Annotated in this window: 24 protein-coding genes and 1 tRNA gene; 10 read left to right on the forward strand and 15 right to left on the reverse strand. The window is 40.4% G+C overall.

Annotation, left to right across the window (positions count from 1 at the left end):
* Positions 1–151 precede the first annotated feature (151 nt).
* Genes A3217_RS04125 through gap form a run of 5 tightly spaced genes read right to left on the reverse strand, consistent with a single transcriptional unit; the run spans position 152 to position 4,403 of the window.
* Positions 152–676, reverse strand: a complete 525-nt coding sequence (locus A3217_RS04125) for a hypothetical protein (RefSeq protein ID WP_066388289.1) — start codon at positions 674–676, stop codon at positions 152–154.
* Between the two features lie 18 nt (positions 677–694).
* Positions 695–1,249: a hypothetical protein gene (locus A3217_RS04130; protein ID WP_066388296.1), complete on the reverse strand. Its 555-nt coding sequence runs from the start codon at positions 1,247–1,249 to the stop codon at positions 695–697.
* A complete protein-coding gene (gene mqnP / locus A3217_RS04135) occupies positions 1,239–2,141 on the reverse strand; it encodes a menaquinone biosynthesis prenyltransferase MqnP (protein WP_257722281.1) in 903 nt (300 codons plus the stop codon). Before mqnP ends, A3217_RS04130 begins: the two co-directional genes overlap by 11 nt.
* Entirely contained in the window at positions 2,138–3,403 is a 1,266-nt protein-coding gene (locus tag A3217_RS04140) for a glucose-6-phosphate isomerase (protein WP_066388303.1), read from the reverse strand. Before A3217_RS04140 ends, mqnP begins: the two co-directional genes overlap by 4 nt.
* 16 nt (positions 3,404–3,419) lie before the next feature.
* The gene (gap, locus tag A3217_RS04145; RefSeq protein WP_066388305.1) at positions 3,420–4,403 is read right to left on the reverse strand and encodes a type I glyceraldehyde-3-phosphate dehydrogenase; all 984 of its coding nucleotides are present in this window, start codon (positions 4,401–4,403) and stop codon (positions 3,420–3,422) included.
* A 151-nt stretch (positions 4,404–4,554) separates the two neighbouring features.
* Here gap and A3217_RS04150 point away from each other — a divergent pair.
* Together A3217_RS04150 and A3217_RS04155 are read left to right on the forward strand one after the other, a co-directional pair.
* A tRNA-Arg gene (locus A3217_RS04150) sits at positions 4,555–4,631 on the forward strand.
* Positions 4,632–4,658: 27 nt separating this feature from the next.
* Positions 4,659–5,516 carry a non-canonical purine NTP pyrophosphatase gene (locus tag A3217_RS04155; protein WP_066388308.1) on the forward strand — a complete coding sequence of 286 codons (858 nt, stop codon included), beginning with the start codon at positions 4,659–4,661 and terminating at the stop codon, positions 5,514–5,516.
* A gap of 263 nt (positions 5,517–5,779) precedes the next feature.
* On the opposite strand, the gene A3217_RS04160 is transcribed toward A3217_RS04155, so the two are convergent.
* From A3217_RS04160 to A3217_RS04205, 10 genes are read right to left on the reverse strand one after another with little or no spacing between them, the layout of a single operon-like run.
* Positions 5,780–6,067 carry a hypothetical protein gene (locus tag A3217_RS04160; protein ID WP_066388310.1) on the reverse strand — a complete coding sequence of 96 codons (288 nt, stop codon included), beginning with the start codon at positions 6,065–6,067 and terminating at the stop codon, positions 5,780–5,782.
* A 3-nt stretch (positions 6,068–6,070) separates the two neighbouring features.
* A complete protein-coding gene (gene mfd, locus A3217_RS04165) occupies positions 6,071–9,295 on the reverse strand; it encodes a transcription-repair coupling factor (RefSeq protein WP_231860281.1) in 3,225 nt (1,074 codons plus the stop codon).
* A 6-nt stretch (positions 9,296–9,301) separates the two neighbouring features.
* Positions 9,302–9,712, reverse strand: a complete 411-nt coding sequence (locus A3217_RS04170; protein WP_066388312.1) for a bactofilin family protein — start codon at positions 9,710–9,712, stop codon at positions 9,302–9,304.
* Positions 9,625–10,566, reverse strand: a complete 942-nt coding sequence (locus A3217_RS04175; RefSeq protein WP_066388314.1) for a M23 family metallopeptidase — start codon at positions 10,564–10,566, stop codon at positions 9,625–9,627. Before A3217_RS04175 ends, A3217_RS04170 begins: the two co-directional genes overlap by 88 nt.
* Positions 10,567–10,586: 20 nt before the next feature.
* Entirely contained in the window at positions 10,587–11,507 is a 921-nt protein-coding gene (locus tag A3217_RS04180) for a M23 family metallopeptidase (RefSeq protein ID WP_066388323.1), read from the reverse strand.
* The gene (locus tag A3217_RS04185; protein ID WP_066388329.1) at positions 11,507–12,814 is read right to left on the reverse strand and encodes a folylpolyglutamate synthase/dihydrofolate synthase family protein; all 1,308 of its coding nucleotides are present in this window, start codon (positions 12,812–12,814) and stop codon (positions 11,507–11,509) included. Before A3217_RS04185 ends, A3217_RS04180 begins: the two co-directional genes overlap by 1 nt.
* Positions 12,814–14,112, reverse strand: coding sequence for a hypothetical protein (locus A3217_RS04190; protein ID WP_066388331.1), 1,299 nt, complete (start codon positions 14,110–14,112; stop codon positions 12,814–12,816). The genes A3217_RS04185 and A3217_RS04190 overlap by 1 nt, the downstream gene beginning before the upstream one ends.
* A complete protein-coding gene (gene lptE, locus A3217_RS04195; RefSeq protein ID WP_066388334.1) occupies positions 14,113–14,709 on the reverse strand; it encodes an LPS assembly lipoprotein LptE in 597 nt (198 codons plus the stop codon).
* Between the two features lie 5 nt (positions 14,710–14,714).
* Complete coding sequence (gene leuS, locus A3217_RS04200; RefSeq protein WP_156471847.1) at positions 14,715–17,183, reverse strand: leucine--tRNA ligase; 2,469 nt, start codon at positions 17,181–17,183, stop codon at positions 14,715–14,717.
* A 51-nt stretch (positions 17,184–17,234) separates the two neighbouring features.
* On the reverse strand, positions 17,235–17,960 hold the full coding sequence (locus A3217_RS04205) for a cytochrome c biogenesis CcdA family protein (protein ID WP_066388339.1): 726 nt from the start codon (positions 17,958–17,960) through the stop codon (positions 17,235–17,237).
* A 115-nt stretch (positions 17,961–18,075) separates the two neighbouring features.
* Here A3217_RS04205 and A3217_RS04210 point away from each other — a divergent pair, with 115 nt between their 5' ends.
* The 8 genes from A3217_RS04210 (at position 18,076) to A3217_RS04245 (ending at position 25,961) form a co-directional block, all read left to right on the forward strand.
* A complete protein-coding gene (locus tag A3217_RS04210) occupies positions 18,076–19,683 on the forward strand; it encodes a DEAD/DEAH box helicase (RefSeq protein WP_156471848.1) in 1,608 nt (535 codons plus the stop codon).
* Positions 19,684–19,780: 97 nt separating this feature from the next.
* The gene (gene truB, locus A3217_RS04215) at positions 19,781–20,740 is read left to right on the forward strand and encodes a tRNA pseudouridine(55) synthase TruB (RefSeq protein WP_066388342.1); all 960 of its coding nucleotides are present in this window, start codon (positions 19,781–19,783) and stop codon (positions 20,738–20,740) included.
* Positions 20,724–20,954: a carbon storage regulator gene (locus A3217_RS04220; protein ID WP_066388344.1), complete on the forward strand. Its 231-nt coding sequence runs from the start codon at positions 20,724–20,726 to the stop codon at positions 20,952–20,954. The genes truB and A3217_RS04220 overlap by 17 nt, the downstream gene beginning before the upstream one ends.
* A gap of 12 nt (positions 20,955–20,966) precedes the next feature.
* A complete protein-coding gene (locus tag A3217_RS04225) occupies positions 20,967–21,788 on the forward strand; it encodes a 4-(cytidine 5'-diphospho)-2-C-methyl-D-erythritol kinase (protein ID WP_066388346.1) in 822 nt (273 codons plus the stop codon).
* 12 nt (positions 21,789–21,800) lie between these two features.
* On the forward strand, positions 21,801–22,388 hold the full coding sequence (locus tag A3217_RS04230; protein ID WP_066388347.1) for a hypothetical protein: 588 nt from the start codon (positions 21,801–21,803) through the stop codon (positions 22,386–22,388).
* Between the two features lie 116 nt (positions 22,389–22,504).
* A complete protein-coding gene (locus A3217_RS04235; protein WP_066388349.1) occupies positions 22,505–23,128 on the forward strand; it encodes an NAD(P)H-dependent oxidoreductase in 624 nt (207 codons plus the stop codon).
* Between the two features lie 15 nt (positions 23,129–23,143).
* A complete protein-coding gene (locus tag A3217_RS04240; protein WP_066388351.1) occupies positions 23,144–25,522 on the forward strand; it encodes a ribonucleoside-diphosphate reductase subunit alpha in 2,379 nt (792 codons plus the stop codon).
* The gene (locus A3217_RS04245) at positions 25,500–25,961 is read left to right on the forward strand and encodes a hypothetical protein (protein WP_066388353.1); all 462 of its coding nucleotides are present in this window, start codon (positions 25,500–25,502) and stop codon (positions 25,959–25,961) included. Before A3217_RS04240 ends, A3217_RS04245 begins: the two co-directional genes overlap by 23 nt.
* The last annotated feature ends 13 nt before the right edge of the window (positions 25,962–25,974 follow it).

The raw sequence follows: 25,974 nt of genomic DNA on the forward strand, positions 1-25,974 counted from the left end.
ATTAATCAAAAAACCTTAATGTCGTGAGTGTAGGGGATAATTAAAAATGTTGCAGAATTTACAGAATCTTATCAAGCCAAAAAATACCAAGTGTGCGTGCAAGCATAGTGAAGCGAGATTGAACTAGAATTCCCCCGCGAGAGAATACGCTTTAGCGGATATTTGCAAGCTTGAGGATAAGCTCAACCTCGCCCTTGCTTAGCCGCATTTCTCTTGCGATAGAATCCATACTCCAACCTTCTTTAAAAAGCGTTGTTATACGCTTTTCATCAATTGGATTTCCATTTGAAGGTGTGAAGTTGATTTCACGCATTTTTTCTTCCAAAAGAAGCATTTTTTCCTCTGTGTAGTCATTTTGCTTTTGCATATCCGCTTCAAGTAGCTCAATCTGCCTATACACCTTAATCAGCCCATTGTCCAGCGCATCGCGCACTTCTGATTTTACTTTCGCACCAAGGGCGGTGTTATTGTATTGATTTTCTAGCTCGTTATCCTTAATCCACTTGCGGATTTTATACAACTCTTTATTAACTTCCTCAATCCCACGCTCAAAATGCGCGATGCGTTTATGCACATCGTTAGAGCGGAGCGAGTTTGCCAAAATAAGCAAAATTACAATACTCAAACAAGAAAGACTGCAAATAATACTTATTGTGGTAAGGGGGATTCCAAACATAATATTCCTTCTGTGGTGTTATTGTAGGCTTTTTTTATCTAAAATCATTGTGCGCTCACATTCCACGACAAAGCTATCATACGCCTGCCTCTCGCGGATATGTATTCTTTCAATTTGCGCTATTTGCGGATTTAGTGCTTTAGCAAATATACCAATATGATGCTGTGGCAAAGTTGGTAAAAACAAGCGCACATACAGCGCGTCAAAGTGCAAGAAAGATTCATTCTCCAAACAAAGCGCATCGTGTCCAATGAAGGCAAGTTTAGTATTATAAGGTAAAGGCGGCAGTTCAGAATATTCTCGCTTCAAAAAGCGCTCTAAGTTATCAAGTTTCTTATATATTTCACTTAAAAGCTCAAAAATCGCTTCGCCACTTTCTTCAGCGCGATTTTTAGCACGCAAAACATTGATATAGCGTGACATTGGGGAATCGCTCATATTTGCTAGCTCTATAAACTCCGCTTCATAGCGCGCTTGATTAGATTCGTTAAGATAGTCATAAGCGATACTTAGATGGCACGCCCCAAGGCGCGTTTCAATCCCAAAGTTTTTTAGCAATTCTTTAAATTCCATAATGCCAAACACCATCAGCTAGTACAAATGCTAGGAAAATAAACCCAAGATAACCATTAGTGGCAAAAAATGCCTTTGGAATGTTTTTGAAATCCTTATGCACGAGGTATTGCTCATAGAATAGCATAAGTGCGCAGACAAAAAGTCCTAGATAACTCACAGCACCAAGCACTCTAGATTCACAGATAAAAGCCCCCCAAAAAAACAGAGTGCAGATATGGAATATTCTTGAAAGATAGAGCGTGCTTTTTGCGCCAAAACGCGAAGGGACAGAATAAAGCTTATGCTCCAAATCAAACTCCATATCTTGCAAAGAATACAGCAAGTCAAATCCTGCCACCCAAAACATCACGCCGATAGAGAGCATTAAACACCACATTTCTAAACTTCCCAAAACCGCAATACAGCCGGCAATCGGCGCTAAACTCAAAGAGATTCCAAGCACCAAATGGGCGAAGTAGGAAAATCGCTTCATCAAAGAGTATCCGCCAAGCACAAATAAAAATGGGAGAGAAAGTCCGAAGGCTAAGGAATTGATAAAATACGAAGTAATGATAAAAATAATCGCATTAAGCGCGCAAAACACACTCATTGCTATAAAGCTAATGCGCCCATCAACGCTAGGACGGCTCTTTGTGCGGATATTTAGCACATCATAGCGTCTATCTGCTAATCTGTTAAAAGTCATAGCGAAATTTCGCGCGCTAATAAGTGCTAATGCGCATAAAAGAAAGGTTTTTGTCCCCACCCATACACCAAAATTGACTTTCAAGCTTGCTACAACCATCGCCACAAGGATAAATGTCGCAGAAAAAGCGGTGTGCTGAAACATCACAAGCTCATTGAAATTTTTAAACTTTTGAAAAAGATTTGCTAAAAGCCCATTTTTCACGCTTTTGCCTTTTTGGTAATGTCTTCAAACAAGCGCTTTTTTCCAAACTCCACACCGGGCTGGTCGTAAGTGTTAATCTTAAGCAAGCAACCAACCGCAGAAGTCAAAAGCTCATAATACATTATAAGCGCGCCGATGCTTGGTTCAGCTAGAGAATCTAGCCTGATAAAATCCGTTGGGATATTTTGGGTTTGAAGTGTTTGCATCGTGGCTTGTTGCTGTTTGTAGAGCAGTTGGGCAAAGCTCATTGTATTGACAAAATTTGTAGATTCTAAAAATTCAAGTTTAAAATTTGGGATTGTGGGTTTTGCAAAAAGCTTAGGGTTAAGCGCGAGGAAAGTCACACTTTTATCTTTCACACCTTGCACGATAAGCTGCAAAAATGAGTGTTGGTCGATACTACCAACCAACCCAACAGGCGTAAGCCCGATAGAAACGCCATTTTGCGCGATTTTTCCTAGACTTTCACCCCATAGTTGGACATACCACGCGTTGAAATCCTTAAAAACGCTTGCATACGAAAATAGCACATTAATTGAGTAGTGTTTGTGATTTTGCGCCAAAAAAAGCGCTTTTTGCAATAAATGCTCCTCTTTGCGCGCAAAAAATCCTTCCGCAAACTCCCTCGCACCCTTAAGAAGCGCTTTTGTATCATAACCAAGAATTTTTAGAGGCAATATGCCAATTGCGCTAAGGACCGAAAAGCGCCCGCCGACATTTTTGTCAATGCATACTGTGGCGATATGCTCCTTGTGCGCCCATTGTTGCAGGGGTGAGTTTTCATCAGTTATGATTAACAAATGCTTTTTAGATTCTTTATTTTCGAGAATCTTGAAGCGCTCCAGCACATACTTCATTAATGAAGAGGTTTCAATTGTCGTGCCGGATTTTGAAATGGCTACAAAAAGCGTGTTTTTAAGCTTGATTTTTTTTAGGGTGGCGTTGGTGGGGATAGAATCTGTATGTTCTAAAAAATGAAGCGCGATATTTTTACGATTTTTGGTGTGTGAAAGCAGAGAATCTATCGCCCTAAGCCCAAGCGAACTACCGCCAATGCCGATGATGACAAGATTCTTAAGATTTTTTAAAAGCTCTTTGTGCGTGCTTAAATATTCCTTAGAATCCTGCAATGCGCGCTTTTGGAACGGAAGTTCATAATATCCGCTTGCCTTATATTCTCTTTCTTTGAGAATCTGTGAAAAAAGCACGTCTCTTTGTGCTTTCTTGTCTTGTGTAGCGAAGTTTTGGCTAAAAGTTAGCATTGTTATTCCTTGATTGCTAATGTGTGATTGCATACACGCTCATATCCACAAGGCGCGTAGAGTAGCCCATTTCATTATCATACCACGCCAGCACCTTTGCGCTATTGCCGATAGCTAGCGTTTTATCCGGCACAAAAATCGCGCTATAAGGTGAGCCGATGAAATCACTTGAAACGCATTTTTCATTATCTACATAGATAATTCCCCTCATCGTGGTATTTTGCACACTTTCAAAAAGAGCGTTGATTTCCTCTTTGTTCGCTTGTTTTTTGAGATTCACACTCAAATCTACAAGGCTCACATCCGGCGTAGGCACACGCACTGCAAAGCCGTTAAACTTCCCGCTAAGCTCAGGGATTACTAACCCCACCGCTTTTGCCGCGCCAGAGCTTGTGGGGATAATATTAATCGCCGCAGCGCGCGCACGGCGAATATCTTTGTGTTTTACATCAAGCACATTTTGGTCATTTGTGTAGCTGTGGATTGTCGTCATAAGCGCGGATTCTATCCCGTAGGCGTCGTTGAGGACTTTTGCAATTGGAGCAAGGCAGTTCGTGGTGCAAGAAGCGTTGGAAATCACAGGCTCACCTGCGTAGCTTGTGTGATTGACACCATAGACAAAAGTCGGCGCTTCATCAGCGGGTGCAGAGATAATCACTCTTTTTACATTACCCTTAAGATGTGTGCCTGAGGCGGTTTTTGAGTTAAATTTCCCCGTGCATTCAATCACAGCCTGCGCGTCTCCAAAATCAAGATTACTTGGATCTCTATTGCTTAGGATTTTTACACATTTATTGTTCCCTATACGCAAGGTGTGGGAATCCAGCTTTTCCACATCATAGTGCCCATGCACAGAATCATAACGCAATAAATGCACCAAAGTATCGACATCTGCAGTGCTATTAAACGCCACAAGCTCGACATCATCACGCTTCCCTATGATACGCGCGCTACATAAGCCAATGCGCCCACTTCCATTGATTGCTACTTTTACTGCCATAGAAACCCCTTTTTTTTATCGAAAATAGTCGCATATTTTACAAAAAAAACGCTAAAAAAATGAGAATTTTATTGATTTGTGTAGAAAATCTAAGTAGAATCTGCGCCTTTTAAGGCGTTCTCTCAACAATTGCATTGATCACATTGCTAAAGTCCTCGTAGCTCAGCTGGATAGAGCACTCGATTCCTAATCGAGAGGTCATGCGTTCAAATCGCATCGAGGACACCACTTCTATATAATTTTTTAGGAGACCAAATGCTCCTTATCCTAGCAACTTCCAATTTACATAAAGTCAAAGAGATTCGGGAAATTTTTGCAGAATCTTTAAACGGAGTGCAAGTTTTGCAAAATACTTCTTGCGAGAGAGTCAAAAATCCCAAAAATAAGGGCAGAGTAGAGCAAAACTATCACTTAAATAATCCAATTGTCAAAAATCCATTACAAAGCCTTAAAATACGAAGTTTTAAGGATTTTTTAACGCCTTTTGAGATTGTAGAAAATGGTAGCAGTTTTGCAGAAAATGCAAGGATAAAAGCAGAGGCGATTTATAAGGCTTTGCGAGAATCTTTAGAGCAAGAATCCTTGCAAAATAAGACTTTCTTGCATAAAGTTTCAGCGGAGGAGTTGCAGGACTTACAAAATAGAGATTTTTTTATTTTAAGTGAGGATAGCGGGCTTTGTATTGATGTTTTTGAGGGAAGTCCGGGTATTTATAGTGCGCGATTTTTAGAGCAAGAAACTTTGCGCTTTGACGCGTGGAATGCTTACAAAAAGGGCTTATCAAAGGATTTTGACATCGATAGGCTTAATGTCAAGCGCGTGCTTTTTGAGCTAAAAATGTGTAATCTTAAAGAATCAAATGCGCGTTTTGTGGCAAATCTTTGTTTGCTAGATTCTCAAAAAAATACTAAGCATTTTGAAGGAATCTGCGAGGGTAGGGTGATTGGTGAGATTTTAGGAAATAGTGGGTTTGGCTATGATCCGATTTTTGTGCCAAATGGTTATACACAAACGCTCGCACAGATAGAAGAAAAAAATGCAATTTCACACCGCAAAAAAGCGCTTGATAAGTGTATAGGATATTTGCAAGCAATATTAGCTCAACCACAATAAAACAACCCGTATTTTTATTCACTTCTTTGCAAAATCCCAAAAAAAATCCATTTTGTCCGCAGTAGAATTCTGCGCTAGATGCCTCTTTTCCTGCTTTTCAAAGGCAAGGCGAGGATAGGGTATTTCTAAATATAAAAAGTTGAAAAGTGCAGTTTTCATAAATTAAATTTTGTTTAGTTTGTGGAGACGACAAGCCTTTTATGCGGGGTTTCTATAAATTAAAGAGTTTTTATTCTGAAATCATTCAAAACTTTTCACTCAAATCACTCAAATTTTTTCAGAATCTCGCACGCTTTTTCGTTGTTTTGTAAAAAGCATTTATCCTGCAATGTCGCAAAATCTCGCAATGCTTTCTCGCGCACTTCTTGCTCTTTTATCTTTTTTTCGCGATACCGCTTCATTTCAAAATGATTTGCCACATACATCGCCGCACACACAAAAATGATAAGCAAAATATTTGTCGCACTGAGCTTCAAGCGCCCACAAATCCCACACCACCTTTTTTTTGGCGTTTCAAACTCGCCAAACTCCCTAAGCCTTTTTCTGCGCATACTCTACTCTTTTAATTTAAGTTCTTTTCGTAGTTCCTGCATAATGCAACCTAGCACATCGTCCCAGTTTTTGCTCACGCTTTGGAAAGATTTTTTTTCATTATTTTCATAAATGAAGCTAATATTTTGCCCAAAATGCGTGATTTGCTTGAGTTTAAGCTTGTTTGCCAGCACGCGGATTCTGATTTGCTCCAAGAAACTTAGGCTTAGTTCATCGATTTTGCCAAAGCGATTTTCTATCTCGCCTTCTATCTCATACACTTCGCTAAGCTCCTCACACATGCAAAGTCGCCTATATAACTCTAAGCGCAGCTTGTCGCTTGCAATAAGCTCGGGGTTAAGATACGCGCTTAGGTTGATTTTCAAATCCACTTGAGATTTTTTCTCTTCACCTTGCCCACTGAGCTTATTTATACACTCTTCAAGCATATTGAGATAGAGCCCATAGCCGATTTTTTTGATATGTCCGCTTTGAGCAGCTCCTAGCAGATTCCCACCACCGCGTATTTCTAAGTCGTGGTAAGCGAGATTTTCTCCGCTTCCAAGGTAAGAATTTTTCTCCAACGCGCTTAGGCGCTTTTTGGCTTCATCGCCTAGAGAATATTCATCTTTCACAAGCAAATAGCAAAAGCCCTCTCTATCGCCCCTACCTACTCTTCCGCGCAATTGGTGCAAGTCCGCGATACCAAAGCGATTTGCTTCTTCGATGATGATTGTATTTGCATTTGGCAGATGTAAGCCAGATTCCACAATGCTGGTGCAAAGAAGTACTTGACTTTTGCCCTGCAAAAATCCTTGCATAATATCTTCAGAATCCACGCTGTCGATTTGGGAATGCAACACCGCTATGCGAAGATTTTGCAAAAGTGCGAGCAACTCTTTTTTCTTAGATTCAATACTTGCGATGTTATTATGGATGTAAAATACCTGCCCGCCACGGCGCAACTCACGCATAATAACTTCGCGCACAAGGTTATTATTGTGCTGTTTAAGAAATGTGCGCACGCCCTTGCGCATAAGCGGTGGCGTGCGGAGCGTGCTAAAACCCTTAATCTTTGAAAGTGCCATATTGAGCGTGCGCGGGATTGGCGTAGCACTCATAGAAAGTAAATGTGTGTCCGCGCAAAGTGATTTTATTTTCTCTTTTTGCTTCACGCCAAATTTATGCTCTTCATCAATGACAACAAGTCCTAGATTGTGAAATTCTAATCCCAAAAGTGCGTGCGTTCCGATGACAATATCAATTTTTCCGCTTTTTAGCTCCTGTGCGATACGCACCTTTTCTTTCGCACTCACAAATCTATCTACTTTTGCTATTCTTACGGGATTTCCATCATTTTTTAGCATAGAATCAAAGCGAGTGCTAAGTGAGCTAAAATGTTGCGAACTTAAAAGTGTGGTTGGTGCTAAAAATGCACATTGATAGCCTTGTAAGATAATCGCACACATCGCACACATCGCAACTTCTGTCTTGCCAAATCCCACATCGCCGCTCAAAAGCCTATCCATCACGTGCCCAGATTCTAAATCATTGAAAATCTCACTGATACTGCGCTCTTGGTCCTCTGTCAGCTCAAAAGGTGCGCTTTGCAAAAATTTCTGCAAAAGCACATTTTGACAATCCACTTTAATACCTCTTGTAAGTTCGCGCCTTGCAGCCAGCTCGATAATCCCACTTGCGATTTCTAGCAGTTTTTTACGCACGCTTTCTTTGAGCTTAGCAAAACTGCCCTTGCCTAGCCTATCAATCACAGGCACACTGCCAGAATCCGCCACAAAGCGCTCAATGAGCTCTAGCCTATCCACAGGTAGCAGCAGTTTATCCTCACCTTGATAGGCAATCTCGATAAAATCGCGCACCACGCCAAGCACACTCACGCTCTTAAGTCCCTTAAAAATCCCCACACCATAATCACTATGCACGACATATTCGCCGATATTAAGCTCATTTAGTAGAAGTTTGGAGGACCTTTTGCGTGCTTTTTTGGTGGATTCAAATGTATTGAAAGAAAGAAAAAGTGTTGTTGGTGTGAGGAGATTAAGCACATACGGGCAAATGACGGCTTGAATGTTTTTTATCCATAATTTTTGGAATCTTGGCTCAAGCTTTGGTGGGATTTGTGAAAAGTCTAAACCATAGGATTTCAAAAGTGCTGCATTTGGCGCGAGCAAAATAATATCTTTTTGAGAATGCAAGGTCAGTAGGGATTCTAACATTTTGGGTGAAAAGGTGATTTCTGCACTCTCATTATTTTTGCTTTGAGAATCTAAAAGTGTGAAATCTGTAAGATAATCAAGTGCGCAATGGGGTTTGGCGCTAGATTCTGTGTTTTGAGAATCTGGCTCATGTATAAAATCCTCTTGTGTTTCATTAATGCTTTTTTGTAGGCTTGCAATTTCCCTAGCTTCGCTAAGTGCGCTAGGTGTGATAAAGCTGGGGAAATTTATATGCAAAAGCGCGCCATTTTCGCCGAGATTCCATAAACTTTGCGCGCTATTTTGAAAGTCTGCGCAATCCATACTAGAATCTGCGCCTAAAGACGTGGTGTTAAAAAAACTTGGTGGGATTTGTAGCGAGTCAAACTCATCTTTTTGGCTAATTTGCGTGCTTGGTTCAAACACACGGATACTCTCGATATCATCACCAAAAAAGCAGATTCTATAAGGCAGCTCAAAGCTTGGCATAAAAATATCTATAATCTCCCCGCGCATACTTACTTCACCGCTTAGCTCCACGACTTCTACACTTTCATAGCCAAACTCTAAGAGTTTTTCAAAAAGTGTTTGGGGTGAGAGTGTGCTTTGCTTTGAAATATGAAACGAGCTTAAGAGCGCGGGCTTTGGCAATGGGTAAAGAATGCTAGAAATTGGCGTGCAGAGAATCTTTTTATCCGAAAAATCATAAAACTCACGCAAGGTTTGAAAAAGTGAAAGCAAATCTTCTCTATAAGGGCTCAAATCCTCGCCAAAATGCGCGCGCACTTCTGGAAGCAAAAAAGGCTTTGGGGGTTTGAGTGCTGATTTTGACGCAGATTCTGAAGTTTTAGGATTTTTTGACGCTGGATTTGGGGCAAGTTGTGGGTTATTGTAAAAAAAGTCAAAAAAATTCCACGCGCCTATTGCCTCTTTATAATCCGCTAATGCTAGCACACAAGCGGTGCTATTTGTGCCATTAGAGGCAAAATTGCAAGTAAATTCATCAAAAGAATTGTAAAGTAACTCTTGCAAATTTACTTATTCCTTACCTTCCTTTGGCTTAGCTTGAGGTTGAGATAGGGTTTTAGAATCTTTAACTTTGCTCTCCCCTATAAACACACCTTTGCGCTCGATTACCAACTCACTTGCAGTAACAACACCTTCAATGCGCCCTTGTGCCTTAAGCTCCAAAAGATTAGAGATAGAATTTCCGATAAATTTTCCTGCCACCACAAGCGCATTTGTGTGGATTTCGCCTCTTACAACGCCACTTTTGCCCACCATAACAGTATCTTTAGAGTTAATCACGCCTTCAAAATCACCATCAATATGCAAGCGACAATCAATGTTTATTTCACCCTTTATTCTTGTTCCCTGTGCGATGATTGTTGCTCCTCCAGAGGTGCTTCCTCCATCAAATTGTTTATTGTCGTTAGTAAAGATTGCCATGATACATTCCTTTCATTTTCAAAGATTAAAGAGAAATCGCTCATTCTCCATTCAATAAAATTCTTAGGATCAAGCACACTTCCTAAGAATCTTATCTCATAGTGCAAATGAGGTCCCGTGCTGATGCCACTATTCCCAGAATAGGCTATTACCTGCCCTTTTTTGACAAAACTGCCACGCGTTACGACAATTTTATTCAAATGGGCGTAATAAGTCCTAAATCCATAAGAGTGGTCGAGTTTGACTAGATTTCCATAACCGCCATTATGTCCCATCTGGGCAAACTCCACCACTCCATCAGCTGTTGCATAAATTGGTGTGCCAACATCTGTGGCAAAATCTATGCCTGTATGCAAATGCTTAGTAAAAAACAGCGGATGGATACGATAGCCAAAGTCTGCTGAAACGCGCTTGTAATAATCAAGCGGATAGCCATTTGGGATAAACTTCATCACAAAGGCTTTTTGCGAGCCTGTGAGTGAGGCAATATCGATACGCTCACGCAAATCCTCCTTTGCATTATTTAGCACACCTTCATCAATGCCTATGACACTTTCTAAATCCTCTACTCTATCTCCAACAAGCATAATTTCTTCGGAGCGTTGCTGTATTTGCGAGTTTAAGTAAGTGTTTTTTCCTTGCATTTTTTCATACTGCTGAATGATAATTTCATTAAGCGAGGAAATGCTAACAATCTCTTCTTTAAACGCCTTGATTGAAACTATACCATAAATGATAAGCACGAGGAGTAAAATCAGCGCATAAAGCCCAATCTGGCGGAAAATCGAGTGAATATTGATAGAGCGCGTCCCATCTTGGTCGGTTATCATTAAAATAAGACGCTTGTTACTCATAAGTCTAGATTCTGTAAGTTTTATTGCTGTATTTCGCTTTGATTAGTTTCAACTTTTGCGGTGCGGTAGCTTTGCAATTGTGCTAAATCATCAAGCGCCCATACAAGGCTTTTCCAGTCAATTTGATCTTTATTTTGCGTTATCGCATTGAAGTTACTTAAATCCCAGCGCGCATATTCGCTTGTGGAAAGTGGCGCACCCAAAAAGCGCAATTCATAGAGCAAATCCTCTTTTTTGCTCGCTCCACTCTGCCCGCTGTAACCTATAAGTTGTCCTTTGACTACAAATTCTCCCTTTTGCACGAGTAGTTTTTGCAAATGCGCATACACTGAAGTAAATCCAAAAGAATGCGCGAGCTTTACATAGGTACCATAAGTTCCGCCTTTTGCGTTGCTTATAGTATCCACAATGCCATTTGCAGTGGCATAAATTGGCGTGCCTTGTGGAATCTCATAAAAAAACGCTTCTGCTTTTTTAGAGTGCAAAGGGGCGTGCTTATCCCAATCATAGTTTCTTATCGGATCGCCATTTGGGATAATTTTTAGCACAATTTGCTTTTGCATGTCGCTTAAATCCTCTAAGTCAATCTTGTAGTTTTGTTCATCAACAAGAGAATCTGAATTTTTATAAATATTAACAATCTTTTCTAGCTCATTAATCCTGCTGCTTGCCTTAAGAAGTTCATTTGTTTTGTATTCCACATTGCGCGCGAGCTCGTTGTTTTTTTCATAAATTTCTTGGAATTTATTACGCACCTCGTTTTTTTCTGCGATAAGCGAATCAAGTTCGCTAATAAGGAGCTTTACCATTAGCAAATACGATACAAGTAACACCACAATGCCGACGCCTAAATAAAAAAGCACCTTTTTAATCACGCGATGAATGCTAAACTGCTTTGAACCCCCATCATCAACGATAGAAATCATAAGTTTATTTTGCATCAGTCACTCCTTAGAAAAGTCTTAAAACCCTCAGATTCTGAAGTTTGCTTAGAAACTCTTTGTTTTAAAAATCCTTCCACCACGCTAAAAGAGCCAAATATCACATAGCATTGCTCCTCGCGCAAATCTGCAAAATCAAAATACCTAAAGCTTACCTCCAGCTTATTTAATATCTTTTCTAAATCCCCTAAGGGCATTATGCGTGGATTCCCTTCAATCCTAAAAATCGCAACCTCGCTAATAAGGGGCTTTAGCAGCTTGATGATAGTGGAGGCATCTTTGTCGAGGTAGGTATTATACACTAATATTGGCTTTTTTTCCTTAAAAAAATTCTCTATCGCCATTTTTAGCGCCTTAGCACATTCCACATTATGCCCAACATCAAGCAAGATATTTGGTGCAATTTTCTCGCATCTTGCGCGCAAATCAAGCTTTTTGAGCGTGCTAAAATTAAAATCCATTCCAAAAAATCTTAAAGCAAAAAGTGCGCCAAAAAGATTCTGTTCCAAAAAGGGCGCGTATTCATTGCGTGCGCAATAAGCTTTAAGACTTTCAAAAACTTGTGCGGGCGTGTGCGTGGGTGTGCAAATAGACTCACTCAAAGAATCTTGCTTTTTAAAAAGCTCATCAAAAGTGTGCAGATTCTCTATAAATTCTTTTGCATCGCGCATCACGCTAAGGCAAAAAAGCCTCGCGCTAGATTCTGTGGCGATTGTTTTTGCAATTTTTACGCTTTGGGGAAATTCTTGCTTTGCTAAAATGACATTTTGTCTCATAGCGCGCAGTTTACTTCCGGCTACGGATTCTATATTTTCGCCCAAAAACTCTTTATGATCTAGCCCAATGGGCGTAAAAAAGCTTAGCTCAGAATCTAGCGCACTTGTGGAGTCAAACTCCCCACCAAGCCCAGCTTCTAGCACTAAAAATTCGCAATCTTGCGCTAAGGCGAGTGCTAAAAAAGTAGTATATTCAAAATAGCTCGCCTCATTGATAAAATCAAATCTCTGCAAAAACTTATGCGCGCGCTCTAGCATAGAATAATCCACATTTGCACCATTGCGATAAAAGCGCTCATTAAAGCAAAATAAATGTGGCGAGGTGAAATGCAAAACACTTTTTTGATTCTGTAATAAACCAAATGTGATAAAGCGCCCCGTGCTCCCTTTGCCATTTGTGCCTAAAATGTGGATTATGTGTGTAGGCAGGTGCAAATGTGGCTTTAGTCTCGCATAGATTCTCTTTGCGCGCAATGGCTCAAAAGGTGCGACTTCTGCGCCCTTGCTTTGCAAATAATTTTCTAGATTCATTATTGCTCGCTTGCCTTTGTCAGCTCACTTTGCGTGCTTGCAGCACCTCTGATAAAATCTTGCAATTCCTGCAAGCCCTCTAAGTCATTTTTTTCAAAAATGCGCCCTTCAAATTTAAGTACTTCTTTTTGTTCCCTAAAGTTAAAAACCTGCGTGCTAAGGGAATGCAAAAACACATCAAATGTCCTTGTAATCTCTTTCATATCGCCATTTACAAGGAGGTAAAACACGCCTTCGCAAGGCTCAAAAACATCTTTTTGTGTGATAAAAGCCTGCATTTTTTCCGCAAACATAAGACGTAGCATATTTTTTACGCGCACATAGCCACTTTGCCCAAAAGAGTGAAAAATATTTTGATGATTTTTTAGCCGTATCACGCATAGTGGGCTTACTTCAAGTGCATTAAATGCTTCAAGCATAGGGATTGTGAGCGGGAGTAAATCTTTTTCCTCTTCTTGCACCGGCTCAAAATGTTCTTTTTCCTGTGCTTGATTTGTGTTGATTAGAGCTTGATTGAGAGTAAAAGTTTTTGGTTTTTTGAGCGGTTTTATGGAGGTTATCGTAGGAGAAAGCGCAGTTGGCTTTATCTGGGGATATTTAGCTAAATATCTATCTAAATTTAAGTTTTGACATTCCTTGCGCCACAGCTCACAAAGCTCATACACCCCTGCTCTGTGTTTTTGCTCGCTGAAAGGATTTTTAGGCGCGCTCATATTTTCTTCATTAATCTTTGTGTTTAAAAGCTGCATAAAAAAGATATGGCTAAGCTCAACAACACGTTCTAACTCTTTGATTTCTAGCTCTTTCTTGCTTTGCAGTGCCTCATTAATGCGCTCCAAAAAATCCAAATCGCTGAGATTTTCAGGATGTGCAGTCAATGCGGCGATAAGCTCTTGTAGTTTGGCGGGATTTTGCGAAATACCTAGATTGAAGGCTTTTAGCAAAGAGTTTGTAAGCGTTTGCTGGATTTTTGCGTAATTTTTGTTTTTATAAAATTCATTCCAATGTTCTTGTAGTTCTTTTAGTCCTTGCGTAGAGTTTAGCGCGCCAATGCGGAAAAGCTGCTCGTATTTACCTTTATTGCGTAGAGAAAAAATATCGCGTATGATTTTTATCAAAACGACATTAAGGCTGTTTGAAAGGTTTTTGAGATTTTTTGCCTGCTCTAAGTCGCTGCTTTCTTGCTTGTGTTGTTGGTAGAGTTGCTGGGTGATAAGCAAGGCAGTATCCCTAGAATCTAGATTGCGATTTTTAGCAATTTTTAATGCCTCAAACACAAGGGAGTAAGTATCTTTCAATTAAAATCCTTTTTTCTCTTGTGTTGTTTTAGATTCTACTTCTTTTGGGGGTTGTTGGATTTGCGTTTTGCTTCCTATTTTATTGCCATAGAAAGCTACTTGCGAGATAAATTTATCAAGCGCTTGAGTTGTGGCGTTTGTAACAGCATTAAGCTTAGAATCTTCAATTACGACAGCTGAAGTTGAGTTTACCGCATAGTCATAATAACCCGTATTGCTAACTTTTAAGCTACTTTTCCCGTCATTTTTCACCTCAAAACTAAGGCTTACCGTAACGCGATAAAAGCTCACAAAGCCATTTGCATCATACGCAATGGGAGAGTTGCTCACAGAATTCACGCGCATATCGATAATTGTATGCGCACGCTGTTTTGGTGCAAGCGTATTTTTAAAGCGCGTTAAAACCGCAAGATTGATTGCATCTTTCGCGCCCACAGAGGCTTCAGGCATAAGTGGATTCATCGTGAGCTCCACATATACACCCTGCGCAAACACAGAATCTGCATATCTACTCACAGGCATATATCCGCACGCCAGCAACAGCGCGCTTAAGCACAGCGTATAAAGGTAGTTTCTAAACTTTTTGTCTATTTTCATTTTTACTAAGGCTTCACCACAAAATTCACAAGTTTATTTGGCACAACAATTTCTTTGAGAACTTCACCTTCCAGCCATTTACCTACACTTTCTTTTGCAAGGCGCAAAACTTCTTTATTTTCTAAATTATTTGGCACTTCTATTTGTGCGCGTTTTTTGCCATTTATCGTAACGGCGATTATCACATCATCGCTTTTGAGTGCATTCGTATCAATATCTAGCTTTGTGAAATTTGCCCGCCCAAAATACCGCTCGCTTAATTCCCAACAAATATGAGGCACGATAGGCTCTAAAATATGCAAAAGGATAAAATAACCCTCGCTCAACACCTCTTTTGCAAGTTTTTGAGAATCCGCGTCATTAAGTTGTTCGCTTAGGACATTAAAAGCTTCCATACACGCAGCAATAAGCGTATTAAACGCATAACCCGCTTGCTTTTTGCTAAAAATATCACAGGATTTTTGCAGGGCTTCATACACCTTTTTGCGTGCGAGCTTTTGAGACTTATTAAGCGCGCTAGATTCTATTTTTGGCAAAGTGTTGCTTGGGATAATATCCTTGCCTCTATCCCACAAGCGCTTTAAGAATCTAAACGCGCCTTCCACCGCAGAATCATTCCATTCTAAATCTTTGGTTGGAGGTGCGGCAAAAAGCACAAAAAGCCGCGCAGAATCTGCACCAAAACGTGCAATAATATCATTAGGATTCACAATATTTCCCTTGCTTTTACTCATTTTTGCACCATTTTTAAGCACCATTCCCTGTGTGAGTAAATTTGCAAAAGGTTCATCTATCTGCACATAGCCTAAATCTCGCAACACCTTTGTAAAAAACCGCGCATACAGCAGGTGTAAAATCGCGTGTTCAATCCCGCCTATGTATTCATCCACATTAAGCCAATATTTCAAGCATCCTGTATTAAAAGGTTTCTCGTTCCATTCGCTAGGAGACGTAGCATAACGCAAAAAATACCAGCTTGATTGCACAAAAGTATCCATTGTATCACTTTCACGCAATGCTTCACTCCCGCATTTAGGACAAATACAGTGTTTCCAACTAGGGTGCTTATCAAGCGGATTCCCCTCGCCATCAATCACTACATCTTCTGGCAGGGTGATAGGCAAATGCGCTGTATTCTCTGGCACAATTCCGCAAGATTCACAATGCACCATAGGTATAGGCGCACCCCAATAGCGCTGCCTACTCACGCCCCAATCGCGCAAGCGGTAGTTTATAATGCCTTTTCCTAAGTTATTTTTTTCAAAATAACTAATGATAGAATCCCGTGCTTGTGTGCCTTGCAAACCGCTAAACTCTTGAGAATCCACTAACTCGCCATCATCACAAAATGGCAGGGTTTTAAACCCCGGTTTTAGCACGATTTTTATCGGTAGATGAAACTTTTTAGCAAACTCATAATCCCTTTCATCGTGCGCTGGCACGCTCATCACCGCGCCATTAGCATATTCTACCAACACAAAATTTGCCACCCAAATGGGAATCTCCTCTTTTGTTAATGGGTGGATTGCTCTAATGCCTAAATCAAAGCCGTCTTTTTCCTGTATAGCGCGTTCTTTTGAGGCGACTTTACGCATAGATTCAATATGTGCTTTTTGTGCGGGCGTGAGTAAATTTTTTGCAAGCAAGGTATCTATGATGGCATGTTCTGGAGCAATCGCGCAGTAAGTAACGCCAAAAATTGTATCTGGACGCGTAGTAAAAACGCTAAAGCCCTCACTTTCGCATTTTGCTTGAGAATCTGTGGTGAGTTTGAATCTAAAATCAAGCCCGCGCGATTTCCCAATCCAATTTCTTTGCATTGTAAGCACTTGAGAGGGCCAATGATTTTCTAGCTTTTCTAAATCCGTTAAAAGCTCTTCTGCATAGCTTGTGATTTTTATATAATACTGATACATACGCTTTTGCACCACAGGCGTATCGCACCGCCAACATTTCCCTTCAATCACCTGCTCATTTGCAAGCACGGTTTTATCATTAGGACACCAATTTAAAAATGCCTCCTTGCGATAAATCAGCCCCTTCTCCCACATTTTGATAAAAAACTCTTGCTCAAAGCGCGTATAAAGAGGGTCGCTTGTGGCAAACTCTCGCTCTTTTGAAAAGCTAAGTCCAAGACTTGCAAGCTCTTTTCGCATTGCTTCAATGTTTGCATAAGTCCAAGTTTTTGGGTGGATTCTACGTTTGATAGCGGCATTTTCAGCAGGCATACCAAAGGCATCCCAACCGATAGGGTGCAAGACATTGTAGCCATTCTGTCGGTAATGCCTCGCTAGCGCATCTCCTATGCAATAATTCCTCACATGCCCCATGTGGATCGCCCCACTCGGGTAAGGAAACATTGAAAGAATGTATTTTTTTGTCTTGCTTTGAGAATCTTCAGGCTCAAAACTTTTGTGTTTTTGCCAAAAGTCCTGCCATTTTTGCTCGATTGATTTTGGATTATATTCTTGCATAATTTACTATCCTTAAGAAATAAAAAATTGCGCAATTATAGCAAAATCTACTTAGATTCCCGCAAGAGCATTGAGTTTGTCGCCTAAAATTAAAAGCCCAATGAGGATTAAAAGCACGCCGCACAAGATTTCAATAGCGCGCATAAAGCTTTTAATCTTGCCTAAAAACTCTAGTGCGCGCTCCACCAAAAGCGCGGTGAGTAAAAACGACATTCCAAGTCCTGCTGAAAAACTAAGCGCAAAAGAAAGTGCAGAATCTGCCCTGCTTGCTCCAAGTGCTAACACAGAACCCAAAATCGGACCAGCGCACGGACTCCAGCACGCCCCAAAACTGATACCTAAAAAAAACGGCGCAAATATCGCGACAAATTTATTTTGTTCGATTTTAGAGAGATTTAAGCGGACATTGAAGCGATTTAAGAATCTAAGTCTAAAAATACCCACAAAATGCACGCCAAAAATAATCACCACAAATCCCGCAATGTAGCGAAATATATCGCTTTTAAGCCATTGCCCTAAAAAACTGCCAAAAAAAAGTGCAAAAAGCACAAATACCCCGCAAAATCCCGCCACAAAAAGAAGTGATTTGAGAAAAACGCGGATTCTATGGCGCGCGGGATTTTCTTTAATATCCTGTAAGGAAACACCGCTAATGTAGGAGATATACGCAGGGATAAGTGGGAGAATACAAGGGCTTAGAAAAGTCAAGATTCCAGCTAAAAAGCAGGTTGCCAAAGGGGTATTTTGAAAAAGTGTGTCATAAAGCAATTCTTCCATTAAATTAACTGCGCCTTAAACTAAAGATTTTGCGCATTATACAACTAAATTTTTGTTTTCCATTTTATTTTGCTACAATGCCAGCCCTATATCAAAATTTTAAGGTTACCCAACGATGAGTACAAACACACAAGAGGCATATTCAAAACAAAATGCAAACTCTCACACACAAAAGAATGAAATCACAGAAAGCACAGATTCTCAAACGCAAAATAAATCACAAACAACCTTTGCTTCCTTTGGCTTGCGTGAATATTTACTTAAGGGCATTAATGAGTTAGGCTTTAGCACGCCTTCGCCCATACAAGAGCAAAGTATTCCTATTGTGCTTGCAGGTGATGATTTAATCGCACAGGCACAAACCGGCACGGGTAAAACAGCCGCTTTTGCGATTCCTATTCTTAATAAAATCACGCGTAACAATGACATTGAAGCACTCATCATCACGCCCACAAGGGAACTTGCAATGCAAATAAGTGATGAATTTTTGAAACTTGGGCGCTTTGCGCGCATTAAAACTATCTGTATGTATGGCGGGCAAAGCATTAAGCGACAATGCGATTTATTAAAGAATAAGCCAAAAATTATGATTGCCACACCGGGTAGATTGCTAGATCACCTTATGAATGGGCGTTTAAGCGACTTTGCCCCGCGCGTGGTGGTGCTTGATGAATCTGATGAAATGCTTGATATGGGCTTTTTGGACGATATCGAGCAGATTTTTACTTATCTGCCAAGCGATAAGCAAACGCTCCTTTTTTCCGCCACAATGCCAGAGGCAATCAAAAAGCTTGCGCTAAAGATTCTCAATAATCCAAAGTTTGTGAAAATCTCGCCTGTGGATATTACAAACAAAGATATTGAGCAAAAATACTACATTATCAATGAAAACGAGCGCGATGAGGCGATTGTAAGACTATTAGAGATTTATAATCCAAGCAAAAGCATCATTTTTACCCGCACAAAAAAAGAAGCTGATTTGCTTGCTCAAAAGCTTCAAAGCGCGAATTTCAACGTCGCTGCATTGCATGGAGATATGGAGCAATGGGACAGAAAAAACACCATTACAAGTTTCCGCCAAAATAAGATTGAGATTCTCGTCGCCACTGATGTAGCTTCACGCGGGCTTGATATTAGCGAGGTAAGCCACGTTTTTAATTATCATATTCCGCTAAATCCTGAAAGCTATGTGCATAGAATTGGGCGCACCGGGCGTGCGGGTAAAAAGGGCATTGCTATCACACTTGCTAGCCCGCTGGAGTTTAAAGAGATCAATAAAATCAAGCAAAGCACAAAAGCGCAAATCGAGCTTTGTGAAATTGCCGGTGGGGAGATTTTAGATTCTAATGAATTACTAGTAAAAATCGCTTCACTTGAAATCACCCAAAGTGCGCTAGAAACATTTGAAACGCTCAAGGTTGAAATTGACCCAACACAGCTTTGTCTTAAGCTTCTAAGCCATTATATTAGCACACAATGCACCAAAACTATCGGACTTAATAAGGAAGAAATCGCGCGCTTAGAGCGTATGGATAATGCCACGGAATCTAAATCGCGCAGTAGCAATAATGGGCGTAGGGGACGAGATTCCAACTCTAATAAAGAACGCGATTTTAAAAGTGGCAGAGGTGCAAAAGATTCAAAATTTAGTAAAAAATCACAAAACAAAGACAAAGGCAAATGGTATAGTAACACAAACATAGGCGGAAGTATTTGGGGATAAGATTTAATTTTTAACTCAATAAAATTTTTGGCAAGCTTTTTGCTTAAAGATTCCATAAAAAACGCACGAGGCGTAAAGAATCTAGCAGGACGCGTAAATGAAAAATCTCTTAATAGCCGCCTACAAGCCACCATTTATTACTTCAAATGCTTTTTTAAATATTCTCAAAAAGCGCATAGGTGAGCAAAAAGCCGGCTTTAGTGGCATACTTGACCCTTTTGCAAGCGGTTTGTTACTCGTGGCTTTTGGTGCTTACACAAAGCTTTTGCCATTTTTACCAAAATCTCCAAAAACCTATTGCGCGACACTTTGGCTAGGTGCAGATTCCCAAACACTTGATATTGAAGGGGTGGAAAATGTGGAAAATATCGCGCCTTTTAACAACGCGCAAATTGCACGCGCGCTAGATTCCCTTAAAGGTGAGATTACCTACATACCGCCGAGTTTTAGCGCAAAGCGCATTAATGGTGTGCGCGCCTACAAGCTTGCAAGGGATGGCAAGGAAGTGAAGCTAAAAAAGCAAAGTATGCAAGTGTATGCGCTCAAACTTTTGCACTACAATCACCCATTCATAAGCTTTGAAGTTTCATTAAGCGAGGGTGGTTATGTGCGCTCGCTTGGCGCGCTGTTGTGTGAGAGTTTGGGTGTGAAAGGTGCGTTAAGTGCTTTGCAACGCGTCGGGGAAGGAAAGCTAAGATTAGAGCAAAATGAGCGCGGAGAATTCCTTTCGTTATGCGCTGAAAGTGCGGATTCTCATAAAAAAATAGAGTTGCAAGATTTTTTCGCAGAATCTCAAAGCTACAACAAACACGATAGAATCTTGCAAACTTATTACCCGCTTTTTAATCTCAATCCACTCACCATTCTTCCCTACCCCACGATGTGTGCGCCTTGCACGCAGGAGGACGCTTATAATGGCAAAAAACTACTAGCAACAAACGCAGAATCTGGCATCTACAAATGGCTTTTTAAGGATTTTTTCTCGCTGGTGCAAGTGCGCGAGGGCGGGGAAATCTCATATCTCTATAATAGGATTGCATATGCTGATACTTTCTAGAAAACAAGATGAGGGTGTGATGATAGGCGATGAGATTGAAATAAAAATCATCTCAATTGATAAAGGCAGCGTGAGGCTGGGATTTAGAGCGCCAAACAATATGCTGATTTTGCGCTCTGAACTTAAAAGTGCGATTGTCTTGCAAAACAAACAGGCTTCAACGTCACAAGAGGACTTCCAAATTCCTGAAGTGCGAAAACTACTCAAAAAATAGCGAGGGGGAATTATGCAGTATATCGAACTTCCTTGCTATCCAAAGCTAAATGTTTTTTTGAAGATTACCCAAAGGCGCATTGATGGCTTTCATCTCTTAAGTTCGCGCTTTGTGTTAGCACAAGGTGCGCTTTTTGATGTGTTAAGCATAGAATCAAGCGAGTGTTTTCAAATTGAAGGTGCATTTTCGTGTGCTATGGAGGAAAACACGATTTTCAAAGCAAAGTGCGCCTTGCAAGAGATTTTAGCCCTGCGCGCAGAATCTAGCCTTTTAGATTCTCTTAAAGTCTGTGTGCAAAAAGCAATCCCAACAGGTGCTGGACTTGGTGGTGGAAGTGCGAATGCAGCGGGCTTTGTGCTTGGTGTCAATAAGGCGTTTGCGCTCAATCTTACAAATGCGGACTTTGCTTATATCGCACAAAAAAGCGGGGCAGATGTGGCATTTTTCTTAAGTAATTTCACAAGTGCAAATATTAGCGGGATTGGCGAGGTTGTTGAGGAATTTAAAGAGCCACAAAATACATTTGAGATTTTCACGCCAAAGGTGTTTTGTGCCACGCCAAAAGTGTATAAAAATTTTGCATCGCGTATGGAAAAAAATGCGCAATATGCGGAAAAAAGTGAGATTGCAAGGCTGGAATCTATGCAAAGCGTAGGGATTCTAAAAGAGCATAAAGAGGGTGAAAGCAAGAACGCCAAGCGCGCGCGTTTGAATGATTTGTTTTTAAGTGCGCTTGAAATTACCCCAAAGCTTGAAAATATCGCAAATGAACTTGGAAGGGAATGGGTATTTAGCGGGAGCGGGAGCAGTTTTTTTCGAGTTAAGGATTCTTAAAAAAGAGGAAAAATGACAAAAAAATATACTTTTGCGCCAAAAATCTTGCTTTTATTAAGCACACTTTTTTCAGATTCTCTAGCCTATCCAAATGAAGACAGCGCGCTTTCACTCTATCCAGCAAAGATTCATAAAGAGTATGATTTTGGCGCGGGTGATGAGCGGGGGCGTAATTTCAAAGCGCCTTTCAAACAAGAAAAGGATGCGCTTTATTTTCTTTCACATCACAAAGAAAAACTTGCGCTTTTTTATAATGCGCTTGAAAAAAACTCTGAAAAAAAACAATACGCGCGCTTTCGAGGCAGAATCCTAATAACGCATAACGCCTACAATGTCCTGGATTCACAAGAGAAAAAAGCCTTGCAAGGTGCGCTTGTGATGAGTAAATTTACCGTTGTAAGTTTTATGAAATATAGCGAGTTTGGCGGTATTGGCGTAGGTGGGAAAATTGACGTGGAGAGTGAGAAATTTTTTAGCTTTGATTCACGCTATTTGAGTGATTTGCAAGCTTTAGGCACAGAATCCAAAATCTATGCACTATGCGTTTTACCACGCTTTGATAAGTGCATTTTGCTTGGCATTGGTGAGTTTGGGATTTAAAAAACTTTAAAGGGGGCATTGTAAGATTTTACCGACTTGAAGCGTTAAAATTTAAGAGTTGTCAAGTTAGAATTTTGTAAAATTGCGCTTTCATTTTCAAAAAGGAGCAGATAAAAATGGATAAATTTTTAGAAGGTGCGCTAATGCGCCATGCGTGCAAGGTGTTTGATACAAAGAGACAGATTCCAGATGATGTGTTTGAAAATATTTTAAAGGTTGGGTATGTCGCGCCAAGCTCGTTTGGGCTAGAGCCTACGCGCGTGATGGTTGTGAAAAGTAAAAAAGTGCGCGAGGAGATAAAGCCACTTTGCTGGAATCAAGAGCAAATCACTACTGCATCGGAATTGCTAATTTTTAAAACACTCAAAAGCGATTTATTGGCGCATACAAATTATGTCAATGATGCTTTCAAACGCAAGGAAAAAAGTGGTGATGAATTAAAAGCGTATATTGAGCGTTTTGGCGCGTTTTTAAATACACGTGGGCTTGATGATTACACAATCGGCTATTGGAGCGCGTTGCAGAGCTATATTATCGCTACTTCGATGATGGATTATGCTTCATATTGTGGGGTTGATTCGTGTATGTTGGAGGGATTTGAAAGAAATGCATTGGAAAAATACTTCGGCATTGATTCTCAAAAAGAGCAAATCACTCTTCTTTTGGCGCTTGGCTATCGTGTGAAACCACAAACTAAACGTTACAGAATCGATTTCCACGAATTTGTAAAATTTATTTAAGAAGGATTAAGGATTATGCTGGATACAATCACCGTTATAAAGCGCAGTGGGCGCACAGAACCATTAGATATTTCTAAGATTCAAAAATATACTTCAAGCGCGGTAGCAGGATTAGAAGGTGTGAGCCAAAGCGAGCTAGAAGTTGATGCGAAAATCCACTTTAAAAATGGAATCTCCACTGAAAAAATCCAAGAAACTCTCATCAAAACCGCTGTGGATAAAATCGATGTTGATACGCCAAATTGGACTTTTGTCGCTGCGAGGCTGTTTTTGTATGATTTGTATCATAAAGTTTCTGGTTATACAGGTTATAAGAAGCTTGCAGATTACTTTGAGCACGGGGAAAATGAAGGCAAGCTTATTAAGGGTTTAAGGCAAAAGTTTGACTTAGAATTGTTAGATTCTAAAATTGACCCATCGCGTGATTTGCAGTTCAATTATCTAGGCGTTAAAACGTTGTACGATAGGTATTTGCTCAAAAATAAAGACAATAAGCCAATCGAGTTGCCTCAGCATATGTTTATGGCGATTGCTATGTTTTTGGCGCAAAATGAGAAAGAGCCTAATGTGTGGGCGATTAAATTTTACGATATGATTTCGAAATTTGAGGTGATTTGTGCCACACCGACACTTGCAAATGCACGCACTACGCGCCATCAACTGAGTTCGTGTTATGTGGGAAGCACACCGGATAATATCGAGGGTATTTTTGATGCGTATAAAGAAATGGCGCTTTTAAGCAAATATGGCGGTGGTATCGGTTGGGATTTTAGCCGTGTGCGCGGGCTTGGAAGCTTTATTGACGGGCATAAAAATGCTGCGGGTGGTGTTGTTCCGTTTTTAAAAATCGCAAACGATGTCGCAATCGCTGTGGATCAGCTAGGCACGCGCAAAGGTGCGATTGCTGCTTATTTAGAAGTGTGGCATAGCGATGTGAATGACTTTATAGATTTGCGTAAAAATAGTGGTGAAGAGCGCAGACGCGCGCACGATCTTTTTCCTGCGCTTTGGATTTGCGATCTTTTTATGAAGCGCGTTGAGGCGAATGAATACTGGACACTGCTTGACCCTTATCAATGCAATGACTTGACAGAGCTTTATGGCGAGGCGTTTGAAAAGCGCTATGAGGAATACGAGAAAGATCCAAATATTATCAAAGAGCAAATTAATGCAAAAGAGCTTTGGAAAAAGATTTTAACAAACTATTTTGAAGCAGGCTTGCCATTTTTGTGCTTCAAAGATTCTGCAAATAGGGCAAATCCTAATGCACACATCGGGATTATTAGAAGCTCAAATCTTTGCACAGAGATTTTCCAAAATACAAGCCCAAACCACTACAAAGTGCAAGTGGAGTTTGAAGATGGGAGTTTTAGCGAGTTTGGCGAGCATGAGGAGGTGCGCACAGATTGCGGCATTACAAAGAAAGCAAATAAACTCACAAGCATAGATTCTGTAAATGGTAAAAAAATCTTTATCACAACTAGAATCTCGCACGATGGGCAAACTGCAGTTTGCAACCTCGCAAGTGTGAATCTTAGCAAAATCAACACAAAAGAAAATATCGAGCGCGTGTTGCCTATCGCTATAAGAATGCTTGATAATGTGATTGACCTCAATTTCTACCCAAATAGAAAAGTCAAAGTTACAAATAGCTTTAATCGCGCCATTGGACTAGGTGTGATGGGCGAGGCAGAAATGCTTGCAAGCAAACAGATTCAATGGGGTAGCGAAGCGCATTTGATGAAAATTGATGAGATTATGGAGATGATTAGCTTTAATGCTATCAATGCAAGCAGCGATCTTGCGGTAGAAAAAGGCAAATATCCACAATTTGAAGGCTCAAATTGGAGCAAGGGTATTTTCCCCATTGATTTAGCAAATAAGGAGGCACTAAAGCTTGTAAATAGGGATTTGTTTAACGCACCTTGTGATTGGAGCACTTTGCGTGAAAAAGTCAAAGCACAAGGCTTAAGAAATGGCTATCTTATGGCGATTGCGCCTACAAGCTCAATTAGCATTCTTGTAGGCACTACGCAGACAATTGAGCCTGTATATAAACGCAAATGGTTTGAAGAGAATCTAAGCGGTTTAATCCCCGTAGTCGTGCCAAATCTCAACCTTGATACATGGAATTACTATATTTCAGCCTATGAACTCGACCAAACAAAGATTATTCAGGCAGCAGCCGTGCGTCAAAAATGGATTGATCAAGGACAAAGCACAAATATTTTTATGCGTCTTGATAGAGTAAGTGGAAAGGTGTTAAATGACATCTATATGCTCGCGTGGAAACTCGGACTAAAATCCACCTATTATCTACGCTCACAAAGCCCCGAGTTAGCAAGCGAAAGCGATACAATGGATAGAAGCGTTGAATGTTACAACTGCCAATAATGCGCTATTAATTCTTGCGCAGAGCGACACGACAGCAGGATTTTTATGCGAAAATCCTATCACGCTTAATGGCGCCAAAAAACGTGATGAAAACAAGCCGTCTTTGCGTGAGGTGGGAAGTTTTCAAGCACTTAAAGGTTTTGTAAGGATTCCCAAAAATCATAGAATCTTCGTGCGGCGCGCAAAAAAAACAACCTTTATCTATCCAAATACTTGCGCCTTTCGCGTGATTAGCCAAACACACCCACACCACGAGCTTTTAGAGCTATTCTCTACCCCGCTTTATTCTTCTTCAGCAAATTTACACAAACAAAATTTTGATAAATCAAAAGCCCTGCAGTGCGTGGATTTGCTTATGTTAGATTCTAGAGATTTAAGACAGAGAGAATCTTCGCATATTTTCAAGCTTGGCAAGCTCAAAAAATACAAAATTCGCTAAAAAGCCCAACAAC

This window comes from Helicobacter himalayensis (genome assembly GCF_001602095.1).
Taxonomy (GTDB): domain Bacteria; phylum Campylobacterota; class Campylobacteria; order Campylobacterales; family Helicobacteraceae; genus Helicobacter_F; species Helicobacter_F himalayensis.